Source organism: Mycobacterium sp. pUA109, assembly GCF_041287095.1.
Taxonomy (GTDB): Bacteria; Actinomycetota; Actinomycetes; order Mycobacteriales; family Mycobacteriaceae; genus Mycobacterium.
The window spans coordinates 219,520-239,497 of sequence record NZ_JBGGKS010000003.1; the positions used below are offsets into that span (position 1 = coordinate 219,520).

Genomic DNA, 19,978 nt, shown 5'->3' on the forward strand with positions numbered 1-19,978 from the left:
GATGAGCTACGACGCGACGCTGCGGTTCCGTCGCCTGTTCCGCGGGGTGCCCCGGGCCGTCGACAGCTTCGGCGAACAAGCCCTGTTCTACGGGCAGTCGATGCGCTACATCCCCAACGCGCTCACCCGCTACCGCCGGGAAACGGTGCGGCTGATCGCCGAGATGACGATGGGCACCGGCGCGCTGGTGATGATCGGCGGCACGGTCGGCGTGGCCACCTTCTTGACCCTGGCCTCCGGCGGGGTGATCGCCGTGCAGGGCTACTCGTCGCTGGGCAACATCGGTATCGAAGCGTTGACCGGGTTCCTCTCAGCGTTCCTCAACGTGCGCATCGTCGCCCCGGTGATCGCCGGCATCGCGTTGGCCGCCACCATCGGCGCCGGGGCGACCGCCCAACTCGGGGCCATGCGGGTCGCCGAGGAGATCGACGCCGTCGAAGTGATGGCGGTGCACTCGGTGTCCTACCTGGTGTCGACCCGGCTGATCGCCGGGCTGATCGGGATCATCCCGCTGTACTCGCTGTCGGTGCTGGCCGCGTTCTTCGCGGCCCGGTTCACCACCGTGTTCATCAACGGGCAGTCCGCGGGCCTCTACGACCATTACTTCGACACCTTCCTGATCCCCACCGACCTGCTGTGGTCGTTCCTGCAGGCGATCGTGATGTCGATCGCGGTGATGCTGGTGCACACCTATTACGGCTACAACGCGGCCGGCGGCCCGGTCGGGGTGGGCATCGCGGTCGGCCAGTCGGTGCGCACCTCGCTGGTGGTGGTCGTCGTCATCACCTTGTTCATCTCGCTCGCCGTCTACGGCGGGTCCGGCAATTTCAACCTCTCCGGGTAGCGCGGGCAGGCACGATGGAGACCGACGCGAAGCGCACCCATGTCAGGATCGCCGCCGCCGTGCTGGCGAGCTTGATCGTGGCCGCGGCGGTGTTCACCTACCTGGCCTACACCGCGGCCTTCACCTCGGCCAAACCGGTGACGGTGACCTCACCGCGCGCCGGCCTGGTGATGGAACGCGACGCCAAGGTCAAATACCTCGGCATCCAGGTCGGCAAGGTCAAATCGATCGACTACCAAGGTGAACAAGCCAAGCTGACCCTGGCCATCGACACCAAGGAGTTGCACTACATCCCCGACAACGCCATCGTGCGGATCGCCGGCAACACCATCTTCGGTGCCAAGTCGGTGGAGTTCGTGCCGCCCGACCAGCCGTCGGGCAAGTCGCTGCACGGCGGCGCCCAGGTGGCGGCCTCCTCGGTGCAGCTGGAAGTCAACACCCTGTTTCAAACCCTGACTAACGTGCTGGACAAGGTCGACCCGGTGCACCTGAACGGCACGCTGAGCGCGCTGGCCGAAGGGATGCGCGGCCACGGCGACGATTTGGGTGCGACCCTGGCCGGGCTGAACAGCTACCTGATGCAGCTGAACCCCAAGCTGCCCACCCTGCACTCCGACTTCACCAAGGCGGCGGCGGTGGGCGACATCTACGCCGCCGCGGCCCCGGACCTGTCCCGGATCATCGACAACGCGCCCACCATCAGCAAGGCCCTCGTCGACGAACGCGACGATCTGAACGCGACGCTGCTCGCCGCGACCGGCTTGGCGCACAACGGCTACGACACCTTGGCCCCGGCCGCCGACGACTACATCGCCGCGATCCAGCGGTTCCGGGCACCGGCCAAGGTGCTGGCCGACTACTCACCGGAGTACGGCTGTTTACTCAAGGCGATGGTGTCGGCCGCGCAAACCTTCGGGCCGGTGATCGGTGGCACCAAACCGGGCCTGTTCGTCTCGTCGAACTTCATTCCGGGGGCGCCGGCCTACACCTACCCGGAGAGCCTGCCGATCGTCAACGCGTCGGGCGGACCGAACTGCCGCGGCCTTCCCGACATCCCCAGCAAGCAATTCGGCGGGTCCTGGTACCGGGCGCCGTTCCTGGTCACCGACAACGCCTATGTCCCCTTCCAGCCCAACACCGAGGTGCAGTTCGACGCCCCGTCGACGGTGCAGTTCCTGTTCAACGGTGCCTTTGCCGAACGGGACGAGTACTGATGGGCGGGCGCAACACCCTGATCAAGGTCGGCGTGTTCACCGCCGTCATGCTGGTGGTGGCGGCCGGCCTGGTCGTGGTGTTCGGGGAGTTCCGGTTCGCCGCCGCCCACACCTACCACGCCAACTTCGTGACCGCCTCCCGGCTGAAGGCCGGCCAAGACGTGCGGATCGCCGGGATCCCGGTGGGCACCGTGAAATCGGTGGAGCTGACCCCCGATAACAGCGTCAACGTCACCTTCGACGTCAACAAGCGCTACCAGCTGTACACCTCGACACGGGCGTTGGTGCGCTACGAAAACCTGGTCGGCGACCGGTATTTGGAGATCGCGTCCGGCCCGGGCGACCTGCGCAAGCTGCCCCCGGGTGGCACCATCAACCGCGAGCACACCCAGCCGGCGCTGGATCTCGACGCGCTGCTGGGCGGGCTGCGTCCGGTGCTCAAGGGCCTGGACGGCAACAAGGTCAACCAGGTCAGCGGCGCGATCGTCGAGCTGCTGCAGGGCCAGGGCGGCGCGCTGTCGGAGATGCTGTCGTCCACCAGCGCATTCACCCAGAACCTGGCGGCCCGTGACCAGTTGATCGGCGACGTCATCACCAACCTCAACACCGTGCTGGGCACCATCGACGCCAAGGGCGCGCAGTTCGACGCCAGCGTCGACCAGCTGCAGCAGCTGATCAGCGGGCTGGCGCAGGGCCGCGATCCCATCGCCGGGGCGATCGGCCCGCTGGCGTCGGCCGAAACCGACCTGACCGACATGTTGCAGAAGTCGCGGCGCCCGCTGCAGGGGGTGCTGGAAAACGTCCGGCCGGTGGCGACCGAATTGGACTCGCGGCAAAAGGAAGTCAACGAGGTCATCGACCCGCTGGAGGAGAACTACCTGCGGCTCAACGCTCTTGGCGCCTACGGGTCATTCTTCAACATCTACTACTGCTCGATCCGGATCAAGATCAACGGGCCGGCCGGCAGCGACATTTTGATCCCGTTCGGCGGCCCTGCCGACCCGTCCAAGGGGAGGTGTTCTCCTGTCAAGGACTAACCACGCCAAGCCTCTTGACCCCGCGGTCCGCACCGGCATCTTCGGCATCGTCCTGGTGGCCTGCCTGGTGCTGGTGGCGTTCGGCTACACCAGCCTGCCGTTTTGGCCGCAGGGCAAGACCTACCACGCGTACTTCGGCGACGCCGGCGGCGTCATTCCCGGCAACGACGTCACCGTCTCCGGCATCCGGGTCGGGGCGGTGAAATCGGTGTCGTTGGCCGGGGCCAGCGCCAAGGTGACCTTCACCGTCAACCGCACCATCCGGGTCGGTGACCAGTCGCTGGCCGCGATCCGGACCGACACCGTGCTGGGGGAGAAATCGCTGGCGATCACCCCGGGCGGGTCGGGCTCGGCGACCGACATCCCGTTGGCCCGGACCACCACGCCCTACACCCTGAACAACGCGCTGCAAGACCTCGGCGGCAACGCCAGCGCCCTGGACAAGCCGCAGCTGGAGTTGGCGTTGACCACGCTCACCGACTCGCTGCGCGACGCCACCCCGCAGCTGCGCGGTGCGCTCGACGGTGTGGCCGCGCTGTCGCGCAGCATCAACCGCCGCGACCAGGCCTTGCAGGAACTGCTCGCGCACGCCAAATCGGTCACCGCAGTGCTCAACCGACGGGCCAACCAGGTCAACCAGCTGGTGGTCGACGGCAACCAGCTGTTCGCCGCGCTGGATCAACGCCGGCAGGCGCTGAGCAGCCTGATCGGCGGCATCGACGACGTGTCAACCCAGCTGTCCGGGCTCGTCGCGGACAACCGCCGGGAGATCGGTCCGGCCCTGACCAAGCTGAACTCGGTGCTGGACAACCTCATTGACCGCCGGGAGCGGATCAGCGGCGCGCTGAAACGGCTGCCCGGCTACGCCACCGCCCTGGGTGAGGTGGTCGGTTCGGCGCCCGGCTTCCAGATCAACCTGTACGGGCTGCCGCCGGCCACCATGGCCGAAGTGCTGCTGGACTCCTACTTCCAGCCCGGCAAGCTGCCGGACAGCCTGGCCGACATGCTGCGCGGCTACATCGCCGAGCGCCTGATCATTAGGCCGAAGTCACCATGACCGTCTTCTCCGTGTTCCGCACCCGGCACCGGGCGTTGCGGCGGACCCTGGCGGTGGCGCTGGCCGCGCTGGTCGCGGCCGGTGTGTACGTCATCTGGCCGTCCCGCACCGGGTACCAGGTCACCGGGTACTTCACCTCGGCGGTGGGGCTGTATCCCGGCGACGAGGTCCGGGTGGTGGGGGTGCCGGTCGGCCGCATCGACGCCATCGAACCCCGCGCCACCGACGTCAAGATCACCATGACGGTGCGCCGCGATGTGCCGCTGCCGGCCGACGCGGGCGCAATCATCGTGGCCCCCAACATCGTGTCGGCCCGCTACATCCAATTCACGCCGGCCTACACCGGTGGGCCCACCCTGGCCGACCACGCCTCGATCGGGCTGGACCGCACCGGGGTTCCGGTGGAATGGGATGAGGTCAAAGACCAGCTGACCCAGCTCAGCGCGAAGCTGGGCCCGCAGGGCGCCGATCTGCAGGGGCCGCTGAGCGGGTTCGTCAACCAGGCCGCCGACACCTTCGACGGCAACGGCGACTCCTTCCGGAACGCGTTGCGCGAACTGTCGGCGACCGCCGGTCGGCTCGGCGATTCGCGCACCGACCTGTTCGGGACCGTGAAGAACCTGCAGGTGCTGGTGGATGCGTTGTCGTCGAGCAACGAACAGATCGTGCAGTTCTCCGACCATGTCGCTTCGGTGTCGCAGGTGCTGGCCGACGCGTCGACCGGGTTGGACACCACCTTGGGCACGCTGAACCAGGCGTTGTCCGACGTGCGTGACTTCCTGCACGACAACAACGACGTGTTGGTCGCGCAGGTCAACAAGCTGGCCGATTTCACCAAGATCCTGTCCGATCAGCACGACGACCTCGAGCAGGTGCTGCACGTGACACCCAACGGTCTGGCCAACTTCTACAACATCTACGAGCCCGCGCAGGGCACCGTGTCCGGGGTGCTGTCGCTGCCCGACTTCGGCAACCCGGTGCAGTTCATCTGCGGCGGCACTTTCGATGTCGGCTCTAACCCGGACAACTTCAAACGGGCCGAGATCTGCAAGGAACGGATGGGGCCGGTGATGCGGCGCTGGGCGATGAATTTCCCGCCGCTGCTGTTCCACCCGGTCAACAGCATCACCGCGTATAAGGGCCAGATCATCTACGACACCCCGGAAACCGAGGCCAAGGCGCAGACTCCGCTGCCGTATCTGCAGTGGCAGCCGGCCCCCGGGGTGACCCCACCGAACCCCGACGATGTGGCGGCGTTGTTCCTGCCGCCGCCGGCCCCCGGCCAGCTCGGCCGACCGCCCGGCCCCGCCCCGGCGGCGCCGCAGGCGCAGGGGGGTGGCCGATGAGGCGGATCGCGTTGCGGGCCGGCGCGATCGGCGCGGGAACCGTGCTGCTGGCGGGCTGCCAGTTCGGCGGCCTGAACTCGCTGAACATGCCCGGCACCGCCGGGCACGGCAAAGGCTCCTACACCGTGACCGTGGAACTGCCCGATGTGGCGACCCTGCCGCAGAACTCGCCGGTGATGGTCGACGACGTCACCGTCGGCAGCGTCTCGGGTATCGACGCGGTGCAGCGCCCGGACGGCACCTTCTACGCCGCGGTCCAGCTGGCGTTGGACCCCAACGTGCGGTTGCCGGCCAACGCCACCGCGCGCGTCGCGCAGACCTCACTGCTGGGGTCCCAGCACGTTGAGCTGGCCGCACCGCAGGACCAGCCGGCCAGCGGCCGGCTCGGCAACGGGGCCACGATCCCGGTGGCTCGCACCGGCCGCTACCCCACCACCGAGGAAGTGCTGTCGTCGCTGGGCGTGGTGGTCAACAAGGGGAACCTCGGTGCGTTGCAGGACATCACCGACGAGGCCTACGCCGCGGTGGCCAACCGGGCCGGCAGCTTCGCCGGCCTGATCCCGCGGCTGGCCGAGTTGACCGGCTCGCTGGACCGGCAGACCGCCGACATCATCGCCACCGCCGACGGGTTGAACCGCGCCGCAGAAGTGTTGGCCCGCAACGCTGAACGCCTCGGGGCCACACTCGAGTCGCTGCCCGGCGCGCTGAAGGTGCTCAACGACAACCGCACCAACATCGTCGACGCGTTCGCGGCGTTGGGCAGCCTGGCGACCGTGGCGTCGCGGGTCCTCGCGCAGACCAAGGACGACTTCGCCGCCGATTTCAAAGACCTCTACCCGGTCATCAAGGCGTTCGCCGACCACGCCAACGATCTGGTGTCGGCGCTGCCGCTGATCACGACCTTCCCGTTCGTCGGCAAATACATCAAAAACGCGGTGCGCGGCGACTTCCTCAACGTGTTCGTCACCTTCGACCTGACCCTGCGCCGGCTCGGTGAAACCGTGTTCACCACCGGCGCATTCGACCCGAACATGCAGCACATGGACGAGATCCTCAACCCGCCGGACTTTTTGATCGGTCAGATGGCCAACCTGTCCGGGCAGGCCGCCGACCCGTTCAAGATCCCGCCGGGCACGGCCGCGGGACAGGGGAGGTAACGCTCATGCTGGACCGTCTCGCCCGCATCCAACTGTCCATCTTCGCCCTCGTCACGGTGATCTCGGTGGGCGCGATCACGCTGTTCTACCTGCACCTGCCCACCGCGTTGGGGTTGGGGTCCTACCACGTCACCGCGGACTTCAAGGCCGGCGGCGGCATCTACCAGAACGCCAACGTCACCTACCGCGGGGTGACGGTGGGCCGGGTGCAAGCGGTGCACCTCAACGGCCACGGCGTCGACGCGGAGATGCGGCTCAACAGCGGGACCCCGATCCCGGACAACGTGACCGCCACCGTCAAAAGCGTGTCGGCCGTCGGGGAGCAGTACATCGACCTGGTCCCGCCGGGCGACGACCCGGCGGGTGACGACCCGCCGGCGGCCTCCGCCCCCCACGCCGCTGCGGCCGGCAAGTTGCGCGACGGCGCGCGGATCGGTCAGGACCGCACCGCGATCGGCCAGGACATCGCCGGGCTGCTGCACCAGGCCGAGACGTTGGTCAATAGCGTGGCCAACACCCGGCTCAAGGATCTGCTGCGGGAAACGTTCAACGCGTTCAACGGATCCGGGCCGGAGCTGGCCCGGCTGATCCAGTCGTCGCGGCTGCTGGTCGACGAGGCCAACGCCGACTACGGGCAGACCAGCGCGCTGATCGACCAGATCGGCCCGCTGCTGGACGCGCAGCAGCGCAGCGGCGACGACATCAAGTCGCTGGCCGACGGGCTGGCCCGGGTCACCACCGAGATGGCCCACGCCGACCCACAATTCCGGTCGACGCTGCACACCGCCCCCGGCGTCCTGGACGAGGCCGACACCGCGTTCAGCGGCATCCGACCGTCGTTCCCGGTGCTGGCGGCCAACCTGGCCAACCTGGGCCGGGTCGGCGTCATCTATCACAAATCCATCGAGCAGGCGCTGGTGATCTTTCCCGCCCTGATCGCGGCGCTGCTCACGGTGGCCGGCGGCGCGCCGATGGACGAGGGCGGCAAGCTGGACTTCAAGGTCGACCTGGGTGACCCGCCGCCATGCTCGGTGGGCTTCATCCCGTTCACCGAGATGCGCACCCCCGCCGATGAGACGCTGCGCGAACTGCCGTCCGACTTGTACTGCAAGACCGCGCAAAACGATTCCGCCGTGGTCCGCGGCGCCCGCAACTACCCGTGCATGGAGTTCCCGGGTAAACGCGCCCCCACCGTGCAGCTGTGCCGGGATCCGCAGGGCTACGTGCCGATCGGCAGCAACCCGTGGCGCGGGCCGCCCATCCCGTACGGCAGCACCCCGGTGCAGGACCCGCGGATGACCGAGCCGATGAACAAGTTCCCCTACATTCCGCCGGAAGCGGACTACGACCCCGGCCCGCCGGTGGTGCAGCTGCCGCCGGGGGTGCCGGCCGGTCCGGGTCCGGCGCCCAACCCGCCGTTCCCGCTGCCGGTGCCGCCCAACGCGCCTGGGCCGCCGCCCGCGCCGTGGCCGTACTATGCCCCGCCGGACCAGAACATGCCGACCTCGCCGGGCGGCAACGGCGGGCTGCCGCCGTACGGCCGGCAGCCGCCGCCCGAGCAGGCGCCGCTGCCCGGGCCGCCGCCACCCGAGGCCAGCGGCGCGGCGTACACCACCTACGATCAGCGCACCGGCACGTTCGTGGACCCGGCGGGCGGGACGGGCGTGTACGGGCCCGGCGACCCGCAGCAGCGGCCCGCGGAAAACTGGGTAGATCTGATGCTCGATCCAAGGCAGGCGTAGTGACCGAAACACTGTCGACGCGGCCCGTGCGCCGGCGCGCCTCCCGGGCGGCCGGCCCCGCCGGCGCCCCCGCCACCGGCACGGCAACGGTGACCCCGCCCGCCGCGGCGACCACCCGGCGGATCCGCCCCGCCGGACCGCCGCCGCGGCGGCCGGCGCACCGGCGGCTGGTCGGGGTGATCGCGGTGGCCGCCGCCGCGGTGGCGATCGCGGTGGTGGGCTCGTTGGTCACCGTCATGGCGGTGCAGCAGCGCGACGCCGACACGGTCGCGCAACGCAACCAACGGTTCGTCGACACCGCCCAACAGACCGTGGTCAATATGTTCAGCTACACCCAGGACAGCATCGACCAAAGCGTGCAGCGGTTCGTCAACGGCACCAGCGGCCCGCTGCACGACATGATGAGCCAGCCCGGCAACGTCGATAACCTCAAGGCCCTGTTCCGCGAGACCAACGCCAGCTCCGAGACCGTGATCAACGGCGCGGCGTTGGAAGGGGTCGACGAGGTCGGCGGCAACGGCTCGGTGCTGGTGTCGGCGCGGGTCACCGTCACCGACCTCGACGGCGTCAACAGCCCGTCGCAGCCCTACCGGCTGCGGGTGATCGTGCACGAAGACGAGGCGGGCAACATGACCGCCTACGACCTGAAGTACCCCAACGGCGGTAATTGATGCGGCGTTGGGGTGAGCCGCTGTTGGGGCTGGTTGCGGTGGTGCTGGCGGGCGCCTTTGTCGGGCTGTCCGGCGCCGGCGGCTGGCTGTACTGGAATCGGGTGGAGCGCCACGGCGCCCAGCTGACCCGTGCGGCGTTGGCCCCGCTGGCCGCCGACGAGATCCCGAAGGTGTTCGGCTACGACTATCAGACCGTGGAACGCAGCCTGACCGAGGCCTACCCGCTGCTCACCCCGGCGTTTCGCCGCGAGTTCGAGGAACGCGCGACCAAGGACATCATTCCGCAGGCCCGCCAGCGCCAGGTGGTCAGCCAGGTCAGCGTGGTCGGCGTCGGAATCCTTGCCGCGCAGCGCACCTCGGGTTCGGTGATGGTGTACATGAACCGCACCGTCAGTGACAAATCCAAGCAGCCGCTGTACGACGGCAGCCGGTTGCGGGTGGACTACCAAAAGGTCGGCGGCAAATGGCTGATCAACGACATCAAACCGATCTAGGCTCGGTCGAGGTGACGGGAGGACCATCGTGAAGCTGGCTGCCGGACTGGCCACCGCCGTCGTCCTCACCGGCGCGGCGGTCACAGCTGCCGGCCCGGCCGCGGCCGACGCGGTGATCGAAGGTATCTACACCTACACCCAGGACGGGGTGCCGCCGCAAACCTGGACGATCACCCCGCTGTGCGTCCCGGTCGTCGGGGATGCGCGGGTGCCGCTGGAGCTTCCGGTGGGCTGCAAGCTGCAGGTCAGCAGCACCGCCGCCAACACCGGGGCGTTCCAGCTGGTGGGTGGGCGGTGGACGTATTCGGCGAACAAAGTCAACGGCTTCACCTGCCCGGACGGCTCCACCGCCCCGACGGTGGAGACCTATTCCTTCGACGACGCGCTCAACGGGACCTACAGTTCATCGCACAGCCAGGCGTGCGGCGCGGCGCCGGCCATCGCCAGACACCCGTTCACGTTGACTTTCGTTGGGCCGCTGCCCAACCCGGTCATTCGCTACCCGCTGAACTGTCAGGATAATCCGCAGCATTTGTGTTCCTGAGCGCGTCCAAAAAGGATCGCGCCCAGCGGTCCACGTCGTGGGCCAGCACCTGGCGGCGCAGCGCGCGCATCCGGCGTCGGCCCTCCTCGGTGGTCTGGTTGATCGCCGCTTCGATCCCGTCCTTGACGCCCTCGGTGTCGTGCGGGTTGACCAGATAGGCCTGCCGCAGTTCGGCGGCGGCGCCGGTGAATTCGGATAACACCAGTGCGCCGCCCAGGTCGCTGCGGCAGGCGACGTACTCCTTGGCCACCAGGTTCATCCCGTCGCGCAGCGGGGTGACCAGCATGACGTCGGCGGCCACGAAGAACGCGATCAGCTCGTCGCGGGGAATCGGCCGGTGCAGGTAGTCCACTATCGGGTGGCCGACCTCCCCGTATTCGCCGTTGATGTGGCCGACCTGGCGTTCAATGTCGTTGCGCAGCAACTGGTAGCTCTCCACCCGCTCGCGGCTGGGGGTGGCCAGCTGGATGAACACGGTGTCCTCCCGTTTGACCCGGCCCGCCGCCAGCAGCTCGGCGAACGCCTTGAGCCGCACGTCGATGCCCTTGGTGTAGTCCAACCGGTCCACGCCGAGCAGGATGGTGCGCGGGTCGCCGAGTTCGGCGCGGATCTCCTTGGCGCGCCGCCGAATGCCGCGGCCGCGGGCCTTGCGGTCCAGGTCGCCGGAGTCGATGGAGATCGGGAAGGCGCCCACCCGCACGGTGCGCTGGCCCAGGTCCACCTCGCCGAACCGGGACCGCACCCCGACCAGCCCGCGGGAGGTGTTGGCGCCGACCAGCCGCCGCGACAGGTACAGGAAGTTCTGCGCCCCGCCGGCCAGGTGGAAACCGACCAGGTCGGCGCCGAGCAGGCCCTCGATGATCTCGGTGCGCCACGGCAGCTGCATAAACAGCTCCACCGGCGGGAACGGGATATGCAGGAAGAAGCCGATGGTCAGGTCGGGCCGCAGCTCGCGCAGCATCGCCGGCACCAGCTGCAGCTGGTAGTCCTGCACCCACACCGTCGCGCCGGTCGCGGCCGCGCGTGAGGTGGCCTCGGCGAAGCGGCGGTTGACGTCGACGTAGCGGTCCCACCATTCGCGGTGGTAGATCGGTTTGACGATGACGTCGTGGTACAGCGGCCACAGGGTGGCGTTGGAGAACCCTTCGTAGTACTGCGCGACGTCGTCGGCGGACAGCCGCACCGGATACAGGTGCAGCTCCTCGTCGACGATGGGTTCTTCGTCGCCGTCGACGATGCCCGGCCAGCCGATCCAGGCGCCGCGGCGGCGGCGCAGCAGCGGCTCTAACGCGGTGACCAGACCGCCCGGGCTGCGCTTGAAGGTCGTGGTGCCGTCGGGCAGCCGCTCCATGTCGATGGGCAGCCGGTTGGCGACGACGACGAAGTCGGAATCGCCACGGGCGGCCATTTACGTCTCGCTTTTTGACGGTCCAATACCGAGCATGGACAGAAACACCCGACACTCGTCGGCGTCGGTCGCGTATGCGGCGACGACCCGCCTGGCCTGGTTTGCCGTGCTGTCGGCCAGCGGTTCCACGTCGCCGATTTCGGCGGGGTCAGATTTAGCAGGCATGACCTCACTTTATGCGAAACGCGGCGGGTGCGACGAGTTGTGCGGCACCGGGGTGGGGGCGGCGTTACACGCTGCCCGTAATGTGCAAACATCAGATGCGATCGATCCCGAGCGAGGTAGACACCCATGGCAACAGCTGAACAGGCCGGCGGCAGCACGGCTGACCTGGTGACATACGAAACCCTCGACGACGGCCGGATCGCCCGGATCTGGTTGAACCGGCCCGACGCGCACAACGCCCAGAACCGCACGCTGCTGGTCCAGCTGGACGAGGCGTTTTGCCGCGCCGAGGCCGACGACGAGGTGCGGGTGGTGATCCTGGCGGCCCGCGGCAGGAACTTCTCCGCCGGCCACGACCTGGGCTCCGAGGAGGCGTTGCTGGAGCGCCAGCCCGGCCCGGCGCAGCATCCGACGTTCCGGTCGCACGGCGCCACCCGGGACGGCGTCGCGGAGAAGACCTATCTGCAGGAGTGGCACTTCTACTTCGAGAACACCCGCCGCTGGCGTGACCTGCGCAAGATCACCATCGCCTCGGTGCAGGGCAACGCGATCTCGGCGGGGCTGATGCTGATCTGGGCCTGCGACCTGATCGTGGCCGCCGACAACGCCAAGTTCTCCGACGTGGTCGGGGTGCGGATGGGGATGCCCGGCGTCGAATACTATGCGCATCCTTGGGAATTCGGGCCACGCAAGGCCAAAGAGCTGCTGTTGACCGGGGATTACCTCGACGCCGAGGACGCCTACCGACTGGGCATGGTGTCCAAGGTTTTTCCCCGCGACGAGCTGGAGGACAAGACCCTGGCGTTCGCGCGCCGCATCGCCGAACGGCCCACCATGGCGGCGCTGCTGATCAAGGACTCGGTCAACGCCGCCGCCGACGCGATGGGCTTCACCGAGGCGCTGCGGCACGGATTCCACATCCACGAGCTCGGGCATGCGCACTGGGCCGCCCACAACGAGAACCGGTTCCCGGTGGGCCTGCCGCCCGACGTCGAGGACTGGCGGACCGCCAAACCCGCCCAGCCGGCCCGCCCCGACACGCCCTAGCAGACCCGCGAGCAGACGCAAAGGCCCCCGATTTCGGGGTGAAACAGGGGACTTTGCGTCTGCTCGCGGAGCAGAGTAAGAGGTAACCGTGGAGCTTTCGTTCGAAGACCGGACCTACCTGGTCACCGGGGGCGGTAGCGGCATCGGCAAGGCGGTGGCGGCCGCGCTGGTGGAAGCCGGCGCCAACGTGATGATCGTCGGCCGCAACGCCGAGAAACTGCTGTCCGCCGCCCGCGAGATCGAAGCCCTCGACGGCGGCACGATCCGCGCGCACCGCGCCGACGTCACCGACGAGGACGAGGCCGCGGCGGCCGTCGACGCGATCACCGCCTGGCGCGACCGGCTGCACGGGGTGGTGCACTGCGCGGGCGGTTCGGAGACCATCGGGCCGATCACCCAAATCGACTCCAACGCCTGGCGGCGCACCGTCGACCTCAACATCAACGGCACCATGTACGTGCTCAAGCACGCCGGCTGCGAACTGGTCCGCGGGGGTGGCGGCTCGTTCGTCGGCATCTCGTCGATCGCCGCCAGCAACACCCACCGCTGGTTCGGCGCCTACGGGGTGACCAAATCCGCGGTCGACCACATGATGCGGCTGGCCGCCGACGAGCTGGGCGCCTCGTGGGTGCGGGTCAACAGCATCCGCCCGGGCCTGACCCGCACCGAGCTGGTGGCCCCGATCATGGACTCCCCGGAGCTCAGCGAGGACTACCGGATCTGCACCCCGCTGCCCCGGATCGGTGAGGTCGCCGACATCGCCAACCTGGCGCTGTTTTTGCTGTCCGACGCGTCCAGCTGGATCACCGGGCAGGTCATCAACGTCGACGGCGGGCAGATGCTGCGCCGCGGCCCGGACTTCTCCGCGATGCTGGAACCGGTGTTCGGGGCCGACGGGTTACGCGGAGTGGTGCGCGGCTAACCCGGCGTCCCGGGCGGCCAGCGTGGCGAGGGCCGACCAGTCCAGCTGCCCGCCGCCGTTGGCCAGCAGGGTCAGGAAGCGGTCGCGCAGCAGGCTGCCCAGCGGCAGCGGCACCTGCAACTCCTCGGCGGCCGCCAACGCCAACCGGACATCCTTGAGTCCCAGCGTCGCCGCGAACCCGGCCGGCTGGAATTGCTGGCGGGCGATCAGCCCGCCGTAGGTGTGGTAGGCGGGCGCGTCAAACAGCGTCGAGGTGAGGATGTCGACGTAGGCCCGCCGGTCCACCCCCGCCTTTTCCACCAGCGCGGTGGCCTCGCCGAGCGACTCGATGACGGTGGCGAGCAGGAAGTTGCCGGACAGCTTCACCAGGTTGGCGGTGTGCGGCTGCTCGGACACCACGAAGGTGCGTTGACCGATCGCGTCGAACAGCGGCATCACCGGTTCCAGCACCGGCGGGGCGCCCGCGGCGACCACGAACAGCTGTGCCGCGGCGGCGGCCTCGGGCCGGCCGAACACCGGTGCGGCCACGTAGTGCTGCCCGGCGTCGGTGTGCGCGGCGGCCAGCTGCTGGGCGAGGGCCACGCTGATCGTGCTGCACGAGATGTGGGTGGCACCCGGCGGCAGCGACGCCACGACGCCGTGCTCGCCGAGCGCGACCTGCTCGACGGCCGCGTCGTCGGCCAGCATCGTCAGCACCGCGTCGCCCCGGCAGGCCTCGGCGACGGTGCGCGCCGCGGTGGCGCCCTGTCGGGCCAGGGCGTCGACCTTGGTCGGCGAACGGTTGTAGGCGGTGACGCGGTGACCGGCGTGCAGCAGGTTGGCGGCCATGGGCGCACCCATATTGCCCAGGCCGATGAATCCGATGTCCATGCCGTCCAGCTTGCCGTGTTCTGCTTGCGCCGGGGCGGGTCTGCTAGATCAACGCCCGCAGCGGGCCCTCGGGCGGATCGATGCCCAACGAGCTCAGCGCCGACGCGTGGTAGAGGGTTCCGGGCACGTGTATCGCGTGCAGGTGCCCGACGTGCACGTCGCGCCAGTACCGTTGCAGCGGTTTGTCCATGCGCGCCGCGTTGCCGCCCGACCGGGCGAAGATCTCGTCGACCGCCGAGACCGCGCGCCACACCGCGCGAACCTGGGTCCGGCGACCGGCCGCGCGGTCCGCGAACGACACCTGTTTGCCCGCCGCCACGATGTCGTAGATGCGGTCCACATTGGCTAGCAGCTCCTGGCGGGCGGCGTTGATGTCCGCGGCCGCCTCGCCGATGGCGTACATGACGTAGGGGTCGTCCTTGATCGCGGTCCCGGTGGCGCCGACGCGTTCCCGCTGATAGTCCAGGTGGGCGGCCAGTGCACCCTCGGCGATGCCGATCGTCGCCGCGGAGATGCCGAGCGGGAACATCGTCGACCATGGCATCAGGTACAGCGGTGTGGTCATGCCGGCTTCACGCTGGGCGGTGCCGTCCATCACCTTCGTCGCATCCATGGTCCGGTAGGTCGGGACGAACGCGTCGCGGACGATGACGTCCTTGGAGCCGGTGCCCCGAAGCCCGACCACATTCCACGAGTCGTCGACGATCTGGTAATCCTTGCGCGGCAAGATCATGTGCAGCATCTGCGGCGGCATCAGCGGTGCGCCCTGGGCGTCACCGAGCATGGCGCCGAGAATGATCCAGTCGCAGTGGTCGGTGCCGGAGCTGAACTGCCACCGGCCGTTGAACAGGTAGCCGCCGTCGACCGGCTGGGCCACGCCCTGCGGCGCATACGGCGAGGCCATCCAGGTGTCGATGTCCTCCGCCCACACCTCCTCGCCGACCCGCGGGTCGGCGTAGGCGAGCTGATAGGGGTGCACGCCGACCACCCCGGTGACCCAGCCCGCCGACGGATCCAGCGCCGCGGTGGCCATCACCGTCTCGGCGAACTCGCGGGGATGGGCCTCATACCCGCCGTGCTTAGCCGACTGCAGCAGCCGAATCGAGCCCGCGCTCTTCATCGCTTTGACCGTCTGATCGGTCAGCCGGCCGATCTTCTCGGCCTCGCCGGCCTGCTCACGCAACTGGTCGGCGATCGCCATCAGCCGGTCGATTACCCGCTCGGTCATACTGTCGTCCTTACGTCGTGGGCTGCAGCTTGATGGTCTGCTGGTAGTCATAGTGAGGGTTTCGGCGATCCCGGTGAGTGGAACCAAAAAATCCGGGTGGCGATGGATCAGGAGGACGTGTCGTGGGCGTGTACGCGGTGACCGGGTCGGCATCGGGAATGGGGCGCGCCGCCGCGGCGAAGTTGCGGGCCGCCGGCCACACCGTGATCGGGGTCGATTTGCGTGACGCCGAGGTCGTCGCGGACCTGTCCACCCCGTCGGGCCGCGTCACCGCGGCCGAGCAGGTGCTGGCCGCCGCGGCGGGCCGACTGGATGGCGCGGTGCTGGCGGCCGGTGTGGGGCCCACCCCGGGCGCCGACCGGCCCCGGCTGATCTTCCAAGTGAACTACCGCGGCGTGGTGGACCTGCTGACGACGTGGCGCCCGGCGCTGGCCGCCGCGGGCACCGCCAAAGTCGTTGTCATCGCCAGCAACTCCACCACCACGGTGCCCGCGGTGCCGCGCTCTACGGTGCGCGCCCTGCTGACCGGTGATGTCGAGAAGGCGGTGCGGTCGCTGCGCCTGTTCGGACCGGGCGCCCCGTCGCTGGCCTATGCGGGTTCGAAAATCGCGGTGGCCCGATGGGTGCGTCGGCAGGCGGTGACCCCCCAGTGGGCCGGTGCGGGAATTCGCCTCAATGCCCTGGCGCCGGGCGCGATTATGACGCCGCTGCTGGAGCAGCAACTGGCGACACCGCGGGAGGCCAAGGCGATCCGTGCCTTCCCGGTGCCGATCGGCGGCTTCGGCGACCCCGAGCAGCTGGCCGACTGGATGCTGTTCATGCTGTCCGAGGCCGCCGACTTCCTGTGCGGCAGTGTGGTGTTCGTCGACGGCGGCAGCGACGCCTACTTTCGTGCCGACGACTGGCCCCGTGCCGTCCCGGCGCGGCGGCTGCTTGGCTACCTGCTGCGGATGCGGGCGTTCTCCAGGACGTCGAAGCCCTTGTAGCCGGCGGCGGCGATGTCGGCGATGATCTGGCCGTAGACCCCGAAGCCGCCGACGAACGGCATGAACACCCGCGGCTTGCCGGCGATGTTGGCGCCCAGATACCACGAATTCGCCTGCGGCATCAGGGTGTCGGCGGCCCGCCGGGTGCATTCGGCGCCCCAGTCGTCGGCGGCGTCGGCCCGGGCCTCCAGCCCGGCCGCGCCGTGCGCCGCCAGGTATCCGAGGGCGTCGGCGACCCAGTCCACGTGCAGCTCGGAATGCAGCACCATGTTGGCCAGCACCGACGGGCTGCCCGGGCCGGTCATGTTGAACAGGTTCGGGAAACCGGGTACGCCCAACCCCAGGTAGGTCAGCGGACCGCCGGCCCAGGCGTCGTTGAGCGTGGCGCCGCCGCGGCCGACGATGTTGATCTTGGCGACCGAGCCGGTCATCGCGTCAAAACCGGTGGCCAACACCAGCGCGTCCAACCGGTAGTGGCTGTCGGTGGTGTGCAGCCCGGCGGCGTCGATGCGCTGGATCGGGGTGGCCCGCAGGTTCACCAACTCCACGTGGTCGCGGTTGAACGTCTGGTAGTAGTTGTCGTCGGTGCAGATCCGTTTGGCGCCGATCGGGTGATCGCGGGGGATCAGCAGCTCGGCGGTGGCCGGGTCGTCGATGATCGCGCGCACCTTGTCCTCCCAGAACAGCCGGGCGGTGTCGTTGGCCGCCACGGTGAGCATCTGGTCGGGAAACGTCTTGGAAAACAGCACCCCGCCCAGCTGCCAGCGCTGCTCATAGGCCGCCCGACGCTCCTCGTCGCTGACCTCCAGCGCGGACTTGGGATGCGGTTGGTGCGGGGAACCGCCACCGCTGGCCCTCGACCGCCGGCGGCGCTCGGGGTAGCCGGCCTTGTGGGCGCGGCGGGTGGCGTCGTCGAGCGGCACATTGCCGGCCGGCACGCTGTAATTGGCGGTGCGTTGAAACACGTACAGCCGCGCCGCCTGCCGCGCAATGGGTGGAATCGCTTGGATGCCAGAGGATCCGGTGCCGATCACCCCGACGTGTTTGCCGGTGAAATCCACGCCGTCATGCGGCCAGGCGGCGGTGTGGTAAACCTCGCCGGCGAACGCGTCCAGCCCGTCGATGGCCGGGATGTTGGCGTTCGACAGCGGGCCGACGGCCAGCACACAGAACCGGGCCGACACCTGATCGCCGGCGTCGGTGCGCACCTGCCAGCGCAGCGCGGCCTCGTCGAGCACCAGGTCGGTCACCCGGGTGCCGAAGCTGATGTCGCGGCGCAGATCGAACCGGTCGGCGACGTGGTTGAGGTAGCGCAGGATCTCCGGCTGGGTGGCGTACTTCTCGCTCCAGTCCCAGTCCTGCTGCAGCTGCTCATCGAACGAATACGAGTAGTCGACGCTTTCCACGTCGCAGCGCGCCCCGGGGTAGCGGTTCCAGTACCACACGCCGCCGACCCCGTCGGCGGCCTCGAATACCCGCACGCTCAGGCCGTCGCGCCGCAACCGGTGCAGGGCATACAGGCCGGCGAAACCCGCGCCGACTACCACCACATCGACGGTCGTCTTCATGCCCGGCGACGTTACGGGCGCCGCCGGGCCCGCACCGCGGTTGTCTCGCTCAGTGGGAGTCGCGGGGTGGCGGCCGGCGGGGCATGTTTGGCTAAGGGCATGTGCGCAGAGCGGCTGGCCGGCAAAGTTGTCCTTGTCACCGGGGGTTCCCGCGGCTTGGGGGCGGCGTTCGCCCGCCGCATCGTCGCCGACGGCGGGAAGGTGATGCTCGCCGACCTGCTCGACGAGGACGGGCGGCGGCTGGCCGGCGAGCTCGGGGCGGCTGCCCGGTATGTGCACCTCGACGTCACCGACACCGCGCAGTGGGCCGAGGCCGTGCAGGTCACGCTGGCCGAGTTCGGCACCCTGACCGGGCTGGTGAACAACGCCGGGGTGGCGACCGGCCAGTTCGTCGAGCACGAGCCCGTCGAGCGGTTCCGCAGCGTGCTGGAGATCAACCTGGTGGGGGTGTTCAGCGGCATCCAGGCGGTCATCGCGCCGCTGCGGGCGGCCGGCGGCGGCTCGATCGTCAACATCTCCTCGGCGGCTGGGCTGTTCGGGCTGGCGTTGACCGCCGGGTACGGCGCCTCGAAATGGGGGGTGCGGGGGCTGACGAAGATCGCGGCGGTGGAACTGGCCCCGGACCACATCCGGGTCAACTCGGTGCATCCGGGGATGACGTACACCCCGATGACCGCGCAGGTCGGCATCCAGCCCGGCGAGGGCAACTACCCGAACACCCCGCTGGGCCGGGTCGGCACGCCCGAGGAAATCGCCGGCGCGGTCGGCTTCTTGCTGTCCGACGACGCCGGCTACGTGACCGGCGCCGAGATCGCCGTCGACGGCGGCTGGACCGCCGGGCCGACGGTGAAATACGTTATGGGACAGTGAGCTCCGCCGGATGGGGAATGGGATGAATCGACTGGATCGCCGCCGGATCCTGGTGACCGGCGCCGCGTCGGGGATTGGGCAGGCCACCGCGCTGCGGCTGCTGCAGGAGGGCGCCGTGGTGGTCGCCGCCGACGTCGCGGCGGAGGGCTTGGCGAGCACCCGGGCGCAGGCCGGCGGCGCCGCCGACCGGCTGACCACGCTGGAGCTGGACATCGCCGACGAGCGGGCGGTGGTCGACGGGGTCGCCGCGGCGATCGCGACGCTGGGCGGGCTGGACGCGGTGGTCAACGCGGCCGGCATCCTGCGCGCGGTGCACACCCACGACATGAGCCTGCAGTTGTGGAACCAGATCATCGGCATCAACCTGACCGGCACCTTCCTGGTGGTGCGGGAGGCGCTGCCGGCGCTGCTGGCCAACGAGGCCAGCGTGATCGTCAACTTCAGCTCGACGTCGGCGACGTTCGCCCACCCGTACATGGCGGCCTATGCGGCCAGCAAGGGCGGCATCCAGTCCTTCACCCACGCGCTGGCGCTGGAGTACGGCAAACAGGGGGTGCGGGCGGTGTGCGTGGCACCGGGCAGCATCAAGTCCGGGATCACCGACGCCACCGGCGGCTACCTGCCGCCGGACTCCGACTGGTCGCTGCTGGCCAAGCTGTCGCCGCTGCTGCCCACCACGCTGGAATCCAGCGGCGCCCCGATGGGTTCCCCGGCGGCGGTCGCCGGGGTGGTCGCGATGCTGGTGTCCGACGACGGGGCGTTCATCACCGGCACCGAGATCCGCATCGACGGCGGCACCCACGCCTAG

At 69.3% G+C, this 19,978-nt stretch carries 20 protein-coding genes; 15 read left to right on the top strand and 5 right to left on the bottom strand.

All coding sequences use genetic code 11. The features are described from left to right. The first annotated feature begins 1 nt into the window (after position 1). Genes ACAG26_RS05020 through ACAG26_RS05065 form a run of 10 tightly spaced genes read left to right on the top strand, consistent with a single transcriptional unit; the run spans position 2 to position 10,106 of the window. Positions 2–844 (top strand): MlaE family ABC transporter permease, encoded by an 843-nt coding sequence (locus ACAG26_RS05020; protein ID WP_370480130.1) that lies wholly within the window; start codon positions 2–4, stop codon positions 842–844. 14 nt (positions 845–858) lie between these two features. Next, positions 859–2,058 carry an MCE family protein gene (locus ACAG26_RS05025; RefSeq protein WP_370480133.1) on the top strand — a complete coding sequence of 400 codons (1,200 nt, stop codon included), beginning with the start codon at positions 859–861 and terminating at the stop codon, positions 2,056–2,058. Then, the gene (locus ACAG26_RS05030) at positions 2,058–3,095 is read left to right on the top strand and encodes an MCE family protein (protein ID WP_370480135.1); all 1,038 of its coding nucleotides are present in this window, start codon (positions 2,058–2,060) and stop codon (positions 3,093–3,095) included. The genes ACAG26_RS05025 and ACAG26_RS05030 overlap by 1 nt, the downstream gene beginning before the upstream one ends. Next, positions 3,082–4,152, top strand: coding sequence for a virulence factor Mce family protein (locus ACAG26_RS05035; protein ID WP_370480390.1), 1,071 nt, complete (start codon positions 3,082–3,084; stop codon positions 4,150–4,152). Before ACAG26_RS05030 ends, ACAG26_RS05035 begins: the two co-directional genes overlap by 14 nt. Further along, a complete protein-coding gene (locus ACAG26_RS05040) occupies positions 4,149–5,498 on the top strand; it encodes an MCE family protein (protein ID WP_370480138.1) in 1,350 nt (449 codons plus the stop codon). Before ACAG26_RS05035 ends, ACAG26_RS05040 begins: the two co-directional genes overlap by 4 nt. Next, a complete protein-coding gene (locus ACAG26_RS05045; protein ID WP_370480140.1) occupies positions 5,495–6,655 on the top strand; it encodes an MCE family protein in 1,161 nt (386 codons plus the stop codon). Before ACAG26_RS05040 ends, ACAG26_RS05045 begins: the two co-directional genes overlap by 4 nt. A gap of 5 nt (positions 6,656–6,660) precedes the next feature. Further along, complete coding sequence (locus ACAG26_RS05050; protein WP_370480143.1) at positions 6,661–8,397, top strand: MlaD family protein; 1,737 nt, start codon at positions 6,661–6,663, stop codon at positions 8,395–8,397. After that, positions 8,397–9,068 carry a mammalian cell entry protein gene (locus ACAG26_RS05055; RefSeq protein WP_370480145.1) on the top strand — a complete coding sequence of 224 codons (672 nt, stop codon included), beginning with the start codon at positions 8,397–8,399 and terminating at the stop codon, positions 9,066–9,068. Before ACAG26_RS05050 ends, ACAG26_RS05055 begins: the two co-directional genes overlap by 1 nt. Next, positions 9,068–9,562, top strand: coding sequence for a mammalian cell entry protein (locus tag ACAG26_RS05060; RefSeq protein WP_370480147.1), 495 nt, complete (start codon positions 9,068–9,070; stop codon positions 9,560–9,562). Before ACAG26_RS05055 ends, ACAG26_RS05060 begins: the two co-directional genes overlap by 1 nt. Before the next feature lie 28 nt (positions 9,563–9,590). Continuing rightward, positions 9,591–10,106: a hypothetical protein gene (locus tag ACAG26_RS05065; RefSeq protein WP_370480149.1), complete on the top strand. Its 516-nt coding sequence runs from the start codon at positions 9,591–9,593 to the stop codon at positions 10,104–10,106. Here ACAG26_RS05065 and ACAG26_RS05070 read toward each other — a convergent pair. Both ACAG26_RS05070 and ACAG26_RS05075 read right to left on the bottom strand, forming a co-directional pair. Next, the gene (locus ACAG26_RS05070) at positions 10,054–11,514 is read right to left on the bottom strand and encodes a trehalose-6-phosphate synthase (RefSeq protein ID WP_370480152.1); all 1,461 of its coding nucleotides are present in this window, start codon (positions 11,512–11,514) and stop codon (positions 10,054–10,056) included. The genes ACAG26_RS05065 and ACAG26_RS05070 overlap by 53 nt on opposite strands. After that, positions 11,515–11,679 (bottom strand): hypothetical protein, encoded by a 165-nt coding sequence (locus ACAG26_RS05075; protein ID WP_095407126.1) that lies wholly within the window; start codon positions 11,677–11,679, stop codon positions 11,515–11,517. It abuts the gene before it with no gap. A 126-nt stretch (positions 11,680–11,805) separates the two neighbouring features. Between ACAG26_RS05075 and ACAG26_RS05080 the strand changes: the two genes are divergently transcribed. Both ACAG26_RS05080 and ACAG26_RS05085 read left to right on the top strand, forming a co-directional pair. After that, complete coding sequence (locus ACAG26_RS05080) at positions 11,806–12,726, top strand: enoyl-CoA hydratase (protein ID WP_370480156.1); 921 nt, start codon at positions 11,806–11,808, stop codon at positions 12,724–12,726. An 88-nt stretch (positions 12,727–12,814) separates the two neighbouring features. After that, on the top strand, positions 12,815–13,648 hold the full coding sequence (locus tag ACAG26_RS05085; protein WP_370480159.1) for an SDR family oxidoreductase: 834 nt from the start codon (positions 12,815–12,817) through the stop codon (positions 13,646–13,648). Here the strand turns inward: ACAG26_RS05085 and ACAG26_RS05090 are convergent. Together ACAG26_RS05090 and ACAG26_RS05095 are read right to left on the bottom strand one after the other, a co-directional pair. Continuing rightward, a complete protein-coding gene (locus ACAG26_RS05090; protein WP_370480162.1) occupies positions 13,625–14,518 on the bottom strand; it encodes an NAD(P)-dependent oxidoreductase in 894 nt (297 codons plus the stop codon). The genes ACAG26_RS05085 and ACAG26_RS05090 overlap by 24 nt on opposite strands. 43 nt (positions 14,519–14,561) lie before the next feature. Next, positions 14,562–15,746 (bottom strand): acyl-CoA dehydrogenase family protein, encoded by a 1,185-nt coding sequence (locus tag ACAG26_RS05095; RefSeq protein ID WP_370480164.1) that lies wholly within the window; start codon positions 15,744–15,746, stop codon positions 14,562–14,564. A gap of 122 nt (positions 15,747–15,868) precedes the next feature. Between ACAG26_RS05095 and ACAG26_RS05100 the strand changes: the two genes are divergently transcribed. Next, complete coding sequence (locus tag ACAG26_RS05100) at positions 15,869–16,732, top strand: SDR family oxidoreductase (protein ID WP_370480166.1); 864 nt, start codon at positions 15,869–15,871, stop codon at positions 16,730–16,732. On the opposite strand, the gene ACAG26_RS05105 is transcribed toward ACAG26_RS05100, so the two are convergent. Then, the gene (locus tag ACAG26_RS05105) at positions 16,684–18,300 is read right to left on the bottom strand and encodes a flavin-containing monooxygenase (protein WP_370480169.1); all 1,617 of its coding nucleotides are present in this window, start codon (positions 18,298–18,300) and stop codon (positions 16,684–16,686) included. The two genes, ACAG26_RS05100 and ACAG26_RS05105, sit on opposite strands and share 49 nt — an antisense overlap. A gap of 99 nt (positions 18,301–18,399) precedes the next feature. Between ACAG26_RS05105 and ACAG26_RS05110 the strand changes: the two genes are divergently transcribed. Then, the gene (locus tag ACAG26_RS05110) at positions 18,400–19,170 is read left to right on the top strand and encodes a glucose 1-dehydrogenase (RefSeq protein WP_370480171.1); all 771 of its coding nucleotides are present in this window, start codon (positions 18,400–18,402) and stop codon (positions 19,168–19,170) included. A 22-nt stretch (positions 19,171–19,192) separates the two neighbouring features. After that, positions 19,193–19,978: an SDR family NAD(P)-dependent oxidoreductase gene (locus ACAG26_RS05115; protein ID WP_370480173.1), complete on the top strand. Its 786-nt coding sequence runs from the start codon at positions 19,193–19,195 to the stop codon at positions 19,976–19,978.